11 protein-coding genes and 4 pseudogenes are annotated in these 12095 nt (G+C 72.4%); 6 read left to right on the forward strand and 9 right to left on the reverse strand.

The window, feature by feature from the left end:
- The first annotated feature begins 145 nt into the window (after nucleotides 1-145).
- On the forward strand, nucleotides 146-823 hold the full coding sequence (locus ACFWR9_RS36635) for a GntR family transcriptional regulator (protein ID WP_383850229.1): 678 nt from the start codon (nucleotides 146-148) through the stop codon (nucleotides 821-823).
- Nucleotides 824-851: 28 nt separating this feature from the next.
- Here ACFWR9_RS36635 and ACFWR9_RS36640 read toward each other — a convergent pair whose 3' ends face one another.
- The 8 genes and pseudogenes from ACFWR9_RS36640 to ACFWR9_RS36675 all read right to left on the reverse strand — a co-directional run.
- On the reverse strand, nucleotides 852-1433 hold the full coding sequence (locus ACFWR9_RS36640) for an amidohydrolase family protein (protein ID WP_383850232.1): 582 nt from the start codon (nucleotides 1431-1433) through the stop codon (nucleotides 852-854).
- A complete protein-coding gene (locus ACFWR9_RS36645) occupies nucleotides 1430-2437 on the reverse strand; it encodes an aldo/keto reductase (protein ID WP_383850233.1) in 1008 nt (335 codons plus the stop codon). Before ACFWR9_RS36645 ends, ACFWR9_RS36640 begins: the two co-directional genes overlap by 4 nt.
- A complete protein-coding gene (locus tag ACFWR9_RS36650) occupies nucleotides 2434-3189 on the reverse strand; it encodes an SDR family NAD(P)-dependent oxidoreductase (protein ID WP_383850237.1) in 756 nt (251 codons plus the stop codon). Before ACFWR9_RS36650 ends, ACFWR9_RS36645 begins: the two co-directional genes overlap by 4 nt.
- Entirely contained in the window at nucleotides 3186-4544 is a 1359-nt protein-coding gene (locus ACFWR9_RS36655) for an enolase C-terminal domain-like protein (protein ID WP_383850240.1), read from the reverse strand. The genes ACFWR9_RS36650 and ACFWR9_RS36655 overlap by 4 nt, the downstream gene beginning before the upstream one ends.
- 11 nt (nucleotides 4545-4555) lie before the next feature.
- Nucleotides 4556-4810, reverse strand: a pseudogene (locus tag ACFWR9_RS36660) (fumarylacetoacetate hydrolase family protein); the annotation flags it as partial.
- Nucleotides 4811-5428 (reverse strand): annotated as a pseudogene (locus tag ACFWR9_RS36665) (ATP-binding cassette domain-containing protein); the annotation flags it as partial. It abuts the pseudogene before it with no gap.
- Complete coding sequence (locus ACFWR9_RS36670) at nucleotides 5425-6501, reverse strand: ABC transporter permease (RefSeq protein ID WP_383850242.1); 1077 nt, start codon at nucleotides 6499-6501, stop codon at nucleotides 5425-5427. The gene ACFWR9_RS36670 and the pseudogene ACFWR9_RS36665, both read right to left, overlap by 4 nt.
- Nucleotides 6498-7436 (reverse strand): annotated as a pseudogene (locus ACFWR9_RS36675) (ABC transporter permease); the annotation flags it as partial. The gene ACFWR9_RS36670 and the pseudogene ACFWR9_RS36675, both read right to left, overlap by 4 nt.
- On the opposite strand from ACFWR9_RS36675, the pseudogene ACFWR9_RS36680 reads away from it, so the two are divergent.
- From ACFWR9_RS36680 to ACFWR9_RS36690, 3 genes and pseudogenes are all read left to right on the forward strand, one after another.
- A pseudogene (locus tag ACFWR9_RS36680) lies at nucleotides 7429-8095 on the forward strand (GntR family transcriptional regulator). The pseudogenes ACFWR9_RS36675 and ACFWR9_RS36680 overlap by 8 nt on opposite strands.
- A 67-nt stretch (nucleotides 8096-8162) precedes the next feature.
- Complete coding sequence (locus tag ACFWR9_RS36685) at nucleotides 8163-8918, forward strand: HipA family kinase (protein ID WP_383850245.1); 756 nt, start codon at nucleotides 8163-8165, stop codon at nucleotides 8916-8918.
- Nucleotides 8915-9298, forward strand: a complete 384-nt coding sequence (locus ACFWR9_RS36690; protein ID WP_383850247.1) for a DUF3037 domain-containing protein — start codon at nucleotides 8915-8917, stop codon at nucleotides 9296-9298. Before ACFWR9_RS36685 ends, ACFWR9_RS36690 begins: the two co-directional genes overlap by 4 nt.
- A 40-nt stretch (nucleotides 9299-9338) precedes the next feature.
- Here ACFWR9_RS36690 and ACFWR9_RS36695 read toward each other — a convergent pair whose 3' ends face one another.
- The gene (locus tag ACFWR9_RS36695; protein WP_383850250.1) at nucleotides 9339-10154 is read right to left on the reverse strand and encodes a hypothetical protein; all 816 of its coding nucleotides are present in this window, start codon (nucleotides 10152-10154) and stop codon (nucleotides 9339-9341) included.
- A 264-nt stretch (nucleotides 10155-10418) separates the two neighbouring features.
- Here ACFWR9_RS36695 and fabG point away from each other — a divergent pair, with 264 nt between their 5' ends.
- Both fabG and ACFWR9_RS36705 read left to right on the forward strand, forming a co-directional pair.
- A complete protein-coding gene (fabG, locus tag ACFWR9_RS36700) occupies nucleotides 10419-11180 on the forward strand; it encodes a 3-oxoacyl-ACP reductase FabG (protein ID WP_383850253.1) in 762 nt (253 codons plus the stop codon).
- Between the two features lie 42 nt (nucleotides 11181-11222).
- Nucleotides 11223-11984, forward strand: a complete 762-nt coding sequence (locus ACFWR9_RS36705; protein ID WP_383850256.1) for an SDR family oxidoreductase — start codon at nucleotides 11223-11225, stop codon at nucleotides 11982-11984.
- Nucleotides 11985-12095 lie beyond the last annotated feature (111 nt).

Consider the following 12095-nt stretch of genomic DNA (forward strand, 5'->3'; position numbering starts at 1 on the left):
TCGAACTCGCGACCCGGGAAGCAATAGGGCTCAGGAGAAGAAACGTCGTCCAGCACGGCCACCGCGATGTCGAGCCCAATTGCTCCCCGGGTCGTAAGCTGCTGGTGGCCCCAGCCCTCAGCGCACCGACCAGTAGGAGACCCGGATGCCGGCGCACGACCCGTCCGTCCCGCCGGTCCGTCAGGTTCTGTCCGACAGTGTCTACGAGGACATCAAGGCCAAGGTCATGGACCACGAGATCGCTCCGGGCGCCCGCGTCGGCATCGAGGCCCTGGCCCGTGAGCTGGACGTCTCGCCGACCCCGGTGCGCGAGGCGCTCGCCCGGCTGGAGTCCGACGGTCTCGTGGTCAAGCGCTCCCTGTCCGGGTACCGGGCGACCGAGTTGCTCACCCGCCAGGGAGTGGAAGAGCTGTTCGAGATGCGGCTGCTCCTGGAGCCTCGTGCCGCGGCCCTGGCGGCGCACAACGCCGCGGAGAGCCAGCTCGACGCCCTGGAGGGCATGCAGGCCCACCCCGGGCCCACCGGACCGTACGCCTCCTACCGCGACTTCGCCGCGCTGGACCAGCGCTTCCACGACGCCGTCGCGGAAGCCGCACACCGGCCGCTGCTCGCGGACGCGGTGGAGCGGCTCCACACGCACCTGCACATCTTCCGTCTCAGCAACGTCCAGAACATCCAGGAAGCAGACGATCCGACCCTCGGCGAACACGAACGCATCGTGCGGGCGATCCTGCGCCGCAGGGCCGAGCAGGCCGCGGAGGCGATGGCCGAGCACCTCACCCGCAGCCTCGAACGCCAGCTGAGCCGGTTCGACGAGGAGTGACCGGCGCGGCCGGTGCTCCCCGCCCCCGTCACCCCGGGTGTGTGACTGGCATGCGGTAGACGCGCCGAGCGGTGCCGGACCACACCTCGGCCCGCTCGGCCGGGTCCAACCCCGCCGTGAGCGTCCGGGCCGAGTCGACGACCGCGCCGTACCCCGCGGCGAGCGTGCTCACCGGCCAGTCGGAGCCGAACATCAGCCGCCGGGGACCGAAGGCGTCACGCAGGCCGCGCAGGACATCCGGGCGGGTCAGCCAGTCGGGGTCGGGTTCGCCCTGGACCTGGTGGCGGATCCCGCGCAGGAGGTCACCACCCGGCAGTGACCGCAGCGCGTCGAGTGCGTCGGCGACGTCCGGGGCCGTCAGGTCGGTCCACCCGACGACCGCCCCGATCACGTCGCTGTGCGCGGCCAGGGACAACAACTCGGGTGTCTCCTCGGGGACGTCGACCGTCTCCACCAGCACCGTGGCCGTGACCCCCGTGGCGCTGGTCTCGGCCGCCAGGTCCGCCGGGACGAAGGACCGCCGCAACGGGGCGAGCCGGGGGCCGTCGAGCCACTCCTGGTCGCGCACGGCGAGGTCCCACAGATGGTGGTGGGCGTCGACGAAGGTCACGCCACGCTCCCGTCCAGCACCGGCACCGCCACCGGCACGCCGCCGGGCAGCAGGCCCTGAGCCCGCAGATCGTCCCATACGGCCCCGGGGGCGGGCCCGCGGAACCGCGTGACGGCGTCCACGACCTGAGCCGCCGAGCGCGCCCCGACGAGGACCGACGCGACCGCCGGATGCCCGAAGGGGAAGCGGAGCGCGGCGGCCCGCAGCGGCAGCCCGTGTGCCTCGGTGGCCGCGCGCATCCGTACCGCCCGGTCCAGGAGATCCGAGGGCGCCGCCGCGTAGTCGTACGTGGCGCCGGGCGCGGGGTCGGCCAGCAGCCCGGAGTTGAAGACACCGCCGACGATCACGCTCTTGCCGGCGGCGGCGGACGCGGCCGGCAGCAGCGACTCCAGGGCCCCCTGCTCCAGCAGGGTGTAACGCCCGGCGCAGAGCACCGCGTCGACGTCCGTGTCGGTCAGGAACCGGGTCAGCATCCGGCTCTGGTTCATCCCCGCGCCGATCGCCCGGACGGCCCCCTGCGACCGCAGCTCCTCCAGCGCCGGATACGCCTCCCGGAATGCCTGTTCCCCGTGCTCGTCGGGGTCGTGGAGCAGGACCAGGTCCACGCGGTCCAGCCCGAGGCGGCTGAGGCTGTCCTCCAGTGAGCGGCGTACGCCGTCGGCGCTGAAGTCCCACCGACGCCGGTGGGTCGCCGGTACCGCGAAGCCGTTGGCCCGGTCGTCGCCGCCGCCGTCGTGCGGTTCGAGTACCCGGCCCACCTTGGTGGACAGGACGAGACCGTCCCGGGGTCTCGTCCGCAGGGCCGCGCCCAGCCTGCGCTCCGAGAGGCCCAGACCGTAGTGCGGGGCGGTGTCGAAGTAGCGGATGCCCGCGTCCCAGGCGGCCTCCACGGTGGCCGCCGCCTCGTCCTCGCCGACGTCCTCGTAGAGTCCGGCGATGGCGGCGGCACCGAAGCCGAGGGCGCTGACGCGCACCCCGCTGCCTCCCAGGGCCGCCGCCCTCACTGTTCCTCCGGGCGCAGCCGGAGGCCCTGCATGCCGCCGTCCACGGCGAGGGCCGTACCGGTGACGCTGCCGGCGGCCGGGCTCGCCAGGTAGGCGATGGCCGCGGCGACCTCTTCGGCGGTGACCAGACGGCCCATGGGCTGGCGGGCGTTGAGCGCCGCCCGCTCGGCCTCCGGGTCGGACGCCTGGTCCAGGAGACGGCCCACCCAGGGAGTGTCCGCCGTCCCGGGGTTCACGCAGTTCACGCGGATGCCCTCGCGGACGTGGTCCGCCGTCATGGCGAGGGTGAGGGCCTGGACCGCGCCCTTGCCGGCGCTGTACAGGGCCCGCTGCGGCAGCCCGGCCGTGGCGGCGATCGAGCAGGTGTTGACGACGGCGGCGTGCGCGGAGGCCCGCAGGAGCGGCAGAGCCGCCCGGGTGGTGCGGACGACGCCGAGGACGTTCACGTCCAGGCCCCGGTGCCACTGGGCGTCGTCGTTGTCCTCGATCGTGCCCGCCGCGCCGATACCGGAGTTGTTGACCAGGATGTCGAGGCCACCGAGCTCGTGCGCTGCCGCGGCGACGGCGGACCGTACCGAGGCGTCGTCGGACACGTCGGCGACGTAGCCGCGCAGGGGCTCGTCCACGGACGACGGGTCGAGGTCGAGGACGGCGACGTCCGCGCCGCGGGCGGCCAGCAGGACGCCGGTGGCCCTGCCGATGCCGGACGCGCCGCCGGTCACCAGGGCCTTGAGCCGGGACAGTTCGCTCATGAGGGGGTTCCCTTCTCCTGTGTGGCGAGGTCGGCGGCCCAGAAGACGCCGTCGGGATAGCGGTAGGTGGCGATGGACTCGGGGTGCGTCCGGGACGAGAAGCCGGGCGCGGTGGGCGCCGTGTAGTGGCCGTCGGCGATGACCACGGGGTCGTCGAAGTGCTCGTGGAGGTGGTCGACGTACTCGATGACCCGGTTCTCGGTGGTACCGGACAGGGCGACGAAGTCGAACATCGAGAGATGGCGGACGAGTTCGCACAGCCCGACACCGCCGGCGTGCGGGCAGACCGGGACGCGGTACTTGGCGGCGAGCAGCAGAATGGCCAGGTTCTCGTTGACGCCGCCCACCCGTGCCGCGTCGATCTGGAGGACGTCGATGGCCTCGGCCTGCAGCAACTGCTTGAAGACGATGCGGTTCTGCACATGCTCGCCGGTGGCGACCTTGACGGGCGCCACGCCCCTGCGCACGGCCGCGTGCCCGAGGATGTCGTCGGGGCTGGTGGGCTCCTCGATCCAGTACGGGTCACTGTCGGCGAGTGCCCTGGTCCAGTCGACGGCCTCGGCGACGTTCCAGCGCTGGTTGGCGTCGATGGCGATGCGGATGTCCGGGCCGACCGCCGCACGGGCCGTCCGCAGTCTGCGGACGTCGTCGGCCAGGTCGGCACCGACCTTGAGCTTGATCTGCCGGAAACCGTCGACGACGGCCTGCTCGGCGAGCCGCACCAGCTTCTCGTCGGAGTAGCCCAGCCAGCCGGGGGACGTGGTGTACGCCGGGTATCCGCGCGACAGCAGCAGGGCCTCGCGTTCGGCGGCGCCCTCCTTCCCCTCGCGGAGCAGGGTGACTGCCTCCTCGCGGGTGAGCGCGTCCTCGATGTAGCGGTAGTCCACCTGGTCGGCGAGCCACTCGGGGCCGGCGTCGGCGAGGAGCCGCCACACCGGCTTGCCGGCCCGTCTGGCCGCGAGGTCCCAGACCGCGTTGACCACGGCGCCGATCGCCATGTGCATCACGCCCTTCTCCGGGCCGAGCCAGCGCAGTTGGCTGTCACCGCCCAGGGCCCGGCTCACCGTTCCCGGATCGGCGCAGACCGCGTCCACGGACAGGCCGACGACATGGGGCCGCAGTGCGGTGATGGCCGCCGCCTGTACCTCGTTGCCGCGTCCGATGGTGAAGGTGAAGGCGTGCCCCTCCAGTTGCTGCCGATGCCTGTCCTCCGCGTCGGTCCGCAGGATGACGTAGGCGGCCGAGTAGTCGGGGTCGGGGTTCATCGCGTCCGAGCCGTCGAGCTCCCGCGAGGTGGGGAACCGGACGTCGACGACCTCGACGTCCGTGATGCGGGCCGTGGGGTGGGTCCTCATCGCCGTCCTCCGAGTCGCAGGCCGAGTGCCTGCGGGTCGGGTAGCCGCTCGGAGACGTCGTCGCCGACCCAGTAGCGCGCGATGACGGCGGCCGCGTCGTCGGGGCCGGCCAGGTGGCGGGCGCGTCGGCCGGTCACCACCGCGAGCTCCACCTCCTGGTCGGTCTTCTCCGGGCCGCGCGGCACGAGCACGGTGTCCTAGGGGCCGACGACCGTGCCGGGGGCCTTCATGAGGACGACCGGCCGCTCGGGCACCGGGGCGCCGGTGCTGACGAACACCACACAGGTGCCGCGTGCGGTGAGCCGACGCACCACGTCGAAGAGGCGCTCCGCCTCCCGCGGGGACAGCGAGGCGGTGGGCTCGTCGAGCAGCAGCACCTCGCTCTCGGTGTACAGCGCCTTGGCGATCTCCACCAACTGCTGCTGTGCCACGGACAGTTCGCGCACCGGGCGGCGCGGGTCGAGGTCCAGGCCCAGCTCGGCCAGACAGCGCTCGGCGGGAGCGGTCATCGCCTCCGGGTCGATCAGTCCCCGGCGCGAGGGCGGGCGCTGCAGGGTGATGTTCTCCGCCACCGAGAAGCCGGGGATCAGGTTGCGCTCCTGGTGGACCACACCGATGCCGGCGCGGGTGGCCTCCAGCGGGGAGCGCAGTCGGGTCTCCGCGCCCCGCCGCAGCAGGCGGCCGCCGTCGGGTGGGTGGACGCCGGTGATCACCTTGATCAGCGTGGACTTCCCGGCGCCGTTCTCGCCCAGCAGGGCGTGCACGGAACCCGCGGTCAGTTTCAGGCCCACACCGTCGAGGGCGCGTACCCCGGGGAAGACCTTGACGATGTTCTCGCATTCCAGCAGGACGTCGTTCTCGCGTGCCGGCGGTACGTCGCTCATCGGGCGCCTCCCGTACTCGGCAGGGCGGCGGCCGGCTGTGCGTCGCTGCCAGGCGGCGCCGGAGGCGTACGGCCGGGTGCCCTGCCCTTCTTCTCCAGGTGGGACTGGTGGACGCGGCCGCCGACGACCGTGCCGAGGACGACCAGGCCGATGAGGAAGTTCACCCAGCTCGGGTCGAGGGAGAACTGGGCCCGCGCGGTGTCGATCAGCCGCATCACGCAGGCGGCCAGCACCGTGCCGAGCACCGCCACGGAGCCGCCGGTGAGCGCGACACCGCCGATGATCGGGGCGGCGAAGCTCGGCAGCAGCCAGTCCCCGCCGACACTGCGGTTGACGCCGGGCAGCGAGGCCGCGGCCACGGCGGCGGCGGTACCGACGAGCAGACCGGACAGGGTGTGGGCGACCACGATCTGCCGGTCGGACGAGATGCCCGACAACCGCGCCGCGAGCGGGTTGCCGCCGGCGGCCAGCAGCCGCCGCCCGGCGATCGTGCGGTACATGAACGCGGCCAGCAGCGCCGCGGCGACCAGCGCGGCGACGAAGACCAGCGGGATGCTCAGCGGCGCCGAGCGGCCGAGGTCGCGCAGCGTCTCGGAGTACCCGTCGATCGTGCGCGTGCCGGAGAGCCGGTACTGGGCCCCGAGCAGGATGGTCATCGTGCCGAGGGTGACGATGAAGCCGTTGATCCGGGTGGCGACGATGAACACCCCGGTCAGCAGGCCGATCAGCGTCGCGGTGAGCACGCCGGCCGGCACGGCGAGGCCCGCGGGCACCCCGTGGTCGGCCATCAGCACGCCCATCAGACAGGCGCTGAACCCGCCCAGCGCGCCGACGGCGAGGTTGAGCTGCCCGACGCACAGGGCGACCATCTGGGCCAGGCCGATGAGGACCGGCGTGGCCAGGTACATCAGGAACGTGCGGAGCGAGGAGCCCTCGAAGAAGGAGCCGGACGAGGCGATACCGAGCCCCACCCAGCCGACGACCACCACGCACAGCAGCGTCATCGTCGTGGACCGTGAGAAGCGTCGCAGTGCCGGAAGGGCGGAGGCTCCCTTGTCGCGGAGCGTCGTCATGTGGAGCGCACCACCTTGCGATAGGACACCACGCTGCGCACCCGGTCCGCGGACAGGGCGAGGAGCAGGACGCAGCCGAGGTGGATGTTGAGGCTCTCGAGGCCGACCCCGAGCAGGTCGAGGCCCTTGCGGATGACACCGACCAGGGCGGTGCCGAGCAGGGCGCCGAGCGCGGAGACGACGCCGCCGGTGAGCAGCGTGCCGCCGAGGACCGCGCCGAGGAACGACGGGAGCATGAAGTCGTCGCCGATGGAAGCGCGGAACGTGCCCGTGCCCACGGCCGCCATGAAGCCGGCGAGGGCGGCCAGCAGGCCGGACAACGCGTGGGCCAGGACGACACGGCGGCCGGTGGGGATGCCGGACAGCTCGGCGGCGGCGGGGTTGGCGCCGGTGAGCAGCAGCTCCCGGCCCATGCGGGTACGGGCGTAGAGGAAGCCGAGACCGACGAGGGCCAGCACGGTGAACTGGACGATCTGCGGAACGGCCGCCGAACCGCAGACGGGGCCGGCGCAGATGTCCGCGAGCGAGTACGACCGCAGCTCGGCGAGCCCGTCCGGCCGCGTGGTGAACGCGGCGTTGTCCGTGAGGGCCGAGTAGAGCAGGGAGACCAGGCCCAGCGGGGCGAAGTCCATGGCCAGCGTCACGACGAAGGAGTTCACACCGGTGCGGGCGATGATCCAGCCGGTCAGCGCGCCGATGGCGCAGCCGGCGACGAGGCACAGGACCAGGCCCAGCGGCAGCGGCAGCCCGAGCCGGTCGTAGCCGAACCCGGCGAAGAAGGCGCCGAAGGCGGCCATGCGTCCGACGGCGAGGTTCATGTGCCCCACGGACAGCACGACCATCTGCGCGAGCGCCACCACGGTGAGCGTCGAGATGTCCCTCAGGAGCGGGAAGAGCACCAGTCGCTCGTCGAAGAAGGCCGGGCGCATGACGCCGACCCGGCGGGAAGTGCTGACGGTCAGTGTCTACGAGGCGGTCAAGGCCATGGTCATGGACCATGTGATCCAGCCCGGCGCACGGGTCGGCATCGAGTCCGTCTCGCGGTCCCTGGGAGTCTCGGCGACGCCGGTGCGCGAAGCGCTCGCCCGCCTGGAGTCGGACGGACTGGTGGTGAAGCGTTCGCTCTCCGGATACCGGGCCACCGAACTGCTCACCCGGCAGGGGGTGGAGGAACTCTTCGAGATGCGTCTGCTGCTGGAGCCGCGGGCCGCCGCGCTGGCCGCCGAGCACATGGGCGAGGCGGCGCTGGACCGGATCGAGGCCGTGGCCGAGGAGATGCGGGGGCTGCCGGACAAGGGGCACAGGTATGCCGAGTACGGGCGCTTCGCGGTGCTGGACCAGCGGTTCCACGACGCGCTGGCCGTCGCGTCGGGGCGGACGATGCTCGCGGCGGCGGTGGAACGGCTGCACACCCACCTTCACCTCTTCCGGCTCAGCGCCGTCTCGGGCGGCAGTCCGGCCACCGTCATGGAGCACGGCCGCATCCTGAGGGCGGTGCTGCGGCGCAGTCCCGAACGGGCGTCGGAGGCCATGCGAGCATCTGGAGTCGAGCCTGCGGCGCCACCTCGACCGCTACGCGGACGGCGACGCGTGACCACCACCCCCGATCACTATGCTCACTTCATGCTCGACGCAGATTCTCCGACGGATGGCCCGGGAACATGCTGAAAGAGGTCACCGCGACCCGCTACATCGCGCCCCTGCGCGAGGGCGGCTCGCTGCCGGGGCTTGTCGAGGCCGACGATCTCGGGACGTACGTCCTGAAGTTCACCGGCGCGGGGCAGGGCCGCAAGACGCTCGTCGCGGAGGTGGTCTGCGGTGAGCTGGCCCGGCGGCTGGGCTTCCGCGTCCCGCGCATCGTGACGGTCGACCTCGATCCCGTCCTGGGGCTCGGCGAACCCGACCAGCAGGTGCAGGAACTGCTCAAGTCGAGCGGCGGCACCAACCTCGGTATGGACTTCCTCTCCGGCGCGCTCGGCTTCGACCCGCTCGCCTTCGAGGTGAGCCCCGAGGAGGCCGGCCGGATCGTCTGGTTCGACGCGCTGGTGAACAACGTCGACCGGTCCTGGCGCAACCCCAACCTGCTGCGCCGGCGGGGCGAGACGTGGCTCATCGACCACGGCGCGACCATGATCTGGCAGCACAACTGGCCCGGCGCCGAGACCTCCGCGGCCCGCCCCTACGACGCATCCGACCACGCTCTCGCGCGCTTCTCGCCGGACGTCCGCTCGGCCGCCGCCGCGCTCGCGCCGCTGGTCACCGAGGAACTCCTCGCGGAGGTCACCGCCGAGATCCCGGGCGTCTGGCTGCGGGACGAGCCCGGCTTCGCGACCCCCGACGACCTCCGGCGGGCCTATGCCAGGCCCCTGCTCGCCCGGGCCGCCACGATCCACGAACGCGTCAAGGGGGAGCGGTGAGCGACCGCCACGTCTTCGAGTACGCGCTGGTGCGCGTCGTGCCCCGGGTCGAGCGCGGGGAGTGCGTCAACGCCGGCGTGCTCGTGTACTGCCGGGCCAAGTCCTACGTCGGTGCCCACACCCACCTCGACGAGGCCAGGCTGCTGGCGCTCGACCCGGGGGTGGACCTGCCGGGCGTACGTGCGGCGCTGCGCGCCGTGGAGGGCGTGTGCACCGGCGGGGACGCGGCGGGCCAGGCGGCCCAGGACGACCCGGGCCGCCGTTTCCGCTGGCTGATCGCGCCCCGCTCGACCATCGTCCAGCCGGGCCCCGTGCACACCGGCCTGACCGTCGATCCGGCGGCCGAGGGGCAGCGGCTCCTCGACCTGCTGGTGCGGTGACGCCGGGCAGGTTCGCTCCGGCCCGGAGCCGTGGCGGGTGTCAGGCGCGCCGGCGGCGCCTCAGCGCGAAGCCGGCGGCGAGCATGGCGCTGGCCACGCAGCCCACTCCGATGGCGATGTCCGAGCGGCTCGGCCCGGCGTTGAAGGAGCCGCCCAGGCCGCCCTGAGTGCCGCGCGTCGGAGTGACGGCCGGGGAGGCCGGACTCGTGTCGGTGGCCGGTGCGGGTGTGTCCGGGAGCGGCACGGAGGTCGAGGAGGTCGTCGGGAGCGACGCGACGTGCACCTCCACCTGCTGATTCTGCTCCACCTCCTGGTTCTGCTCGACCTGCTGGCCTTGGTCGCGTCGGTTCTGGTCGCGTCGGTTCTGGTCGCCTCGGTTCTGGTCGCCTCGGCCCTCGTCGAAACGGTCCTGGTCCCGGCGGTCGTTGTTCCCGCCCTGGTTGAAACCGCCCTGATCGTTCCGCCCCCCGTCGGGCTGACCGTCGTTGAACCCGCCTTGGTCGAATCCGCCCTGGTCGGGTCGCCCCTGGTCGAACCCGCCCTGGTCGTTTCCGCCCGGGTCGAACGTGCCCGCGTTTCCGCCCTGGCCGAACCCGCCCTGGTCGTTTCCGCCCGGGTCGAACGAGCCCGCGTCGGATCCGCTTCCGTCGGGTCGGCCCTGGTCGAGTGCGTCCGGGGCGAACAGGTCATCGGTGAAAGCATCCGGTGCGTCCGGATCGCTCTCGAAGGCGGCCTGGCCCGCCTGCTGATGGGTGAGATTCCGGGAGTCCAGGTCCTGGGTGTGTGCGGTGTCGGCCAACGGCACGATCGCGGCTATCGCGACGACAATGCCTGCGGCACCGGTTCGACGGCGCATGAACGTCTCCTTTCCGGCCACGAGTGGCTCGCGCTTCGACGCTAGGGGGTCACGGGCCCGGGGGCGCGCAGCGGTGGGCCGATCGGGTAGGCCGGGCGCGGTGACGCACCGGAGAGCCCAGGTAATGGATCACACCGGCCCGGTGTCCCGTTGACACCGGGTGCCAGGGCTTCTAGCGTCACGTCTGCGGAAGGTACTAAGCGGTCGCTCACCCAAGGGCGCACGCTCCGCACGGGCCGCATCCCCAGGACGAGGAGAGCAGCAATGTCCACCACTGAGCAGCGGGTCGCCGTCGTCACCGGAGCCGCGCGCGGCATCGGTGCCGCGACCGCCGTACGACTGGCCGCCGAGGGCCGCGCCGTCGCCGTCATCGACCTCGACGAGGCCGCCTGCAAGGACACCGTGGAGCAGATCACCGCGGCCGGCGGCAAGGCGATCGCGGTCGGTTGCGACGTCTCCGACGAGGCGCAGGTCGAGGCGGCCGTCGCGCGGATCGCCGGGGAGCTGGGCGCGCCGACGATCCTCGTCAACAACGCGGGCGTACTGCGCGACAACCTGCTCTTCAAGATGAGCGTCTCCGACTGGGACACCGTCATGAACGTGCACCTGCGCGGCGCCTTCCTGATGTCCAAGGCCTGCCAGAAGCACATGGTGGACGCCGGCTTCGGCCGGATCGTCAACCTGTCCTCCTCCTCCGCGCTCGGCAACCGCGGCCAGGTCAACTACGCCGCCGCCAAGGCCGGTCTCCAGGGCTTCACCAAGACCCTCGCCAAGGAACTGGGCAAGTTCGGCGTCACCGCCAACGCCGTCGCCCCCGGCTTCATCGCCACCGAGATGACCAAGGCCACCGCCGACCGCGTCGGCATGGGCTTCGACGACTTCAAGGCCGCCGCCGCCACCCAGATCCCGGTCGCCCGCGTCGGCGAGCCCGACGACATCGCCAACGCCATCGCCTTCTTCACGGGTGAGGCGGCCGGCTTCGTCTCCGGCCAGGTGCTGTACGTGGCCGGTGGACCGCTCGACTAGGGACACGGAGACCAGGGAACACGGACACTAGGGACCACTGACATGACTGAACTCCCCGGACTCTCCGGCAAGGTCGCGCTCGTCACGGGCGCCAGCCGCGGCATCGGCTACGGCGTCGCCGAGGCGCTCGTCGCGCGCGGCGACCGGGTCTGCATCACCGGCCGCAACGAGGACGCCCTCAAGGAGGCCGTCGAGAAGCTCGGCGCCGACCGGGTCATCGGTGTCGCCGGCAAGGCGCACGACGAGGCCCACCAGGCCGTCGCCGTCGAGCGCGTGATGGAGGCCTTCGGCCGCGTCGACTTCCTGGTCAACAACGCCGGCACCAACCCGGTGTTCGGGCCGATCGCCGACCTCGACCTGAACGTCGCGCGCAAGGTTTTCGAGACCAACGTGATCTCGGCCCTCGGCTTCGCCCAGCGCACCTGGCACGCCTGGCAGAAGGACAACGGCGGCGCGATCGTCAACATCGCTTCCGTCGCGGGCCTCTCGCCCTCGCCCTTCATCGCCGCGTACGGCGTCAGCAAGGCCGCGCTGATCAACCTCACCGCGCAGCTGGCGCACGAGTTCGCGCCGAAGGTGCGGGTCAACGCGATCGCTCCGGCCGTCGTGAAGACCAAGTTCGCCGCCGCCCTGTACGAGGGCCGCGAGGAGGAGGCTGCCGCCGGTTACCCGCTGGGGCGGCTCGGCGTGCCCTCCGACATCGGCGGTGCCGCCGCCTTCCTCACCTCGGCACAGTCGGACTGGGTCACCGGTCAGACCCTCGTCGTCGACGGAGGTATTTTCCTGAACGCCGGCGTGGCCTGATATCGCCTGTCGGCAGCTCTGAGGGCCGGCCCGGGGGGGCGGGGGGGGGGTTAGGGGCGGCTCCAGGGGTATCGAGTCGAGGGTGCCGAAGGCCGCGACCAGCTTGCGGAT

This window comes from Streptomyces sp. NPDC058534 (assembly GCF_042717365.1).
Classification (GTDB): Bacteria; Actinomycetota; Actinomycetes; order Streptomycetales; family Streptomycetaceae; genus Streptomyces.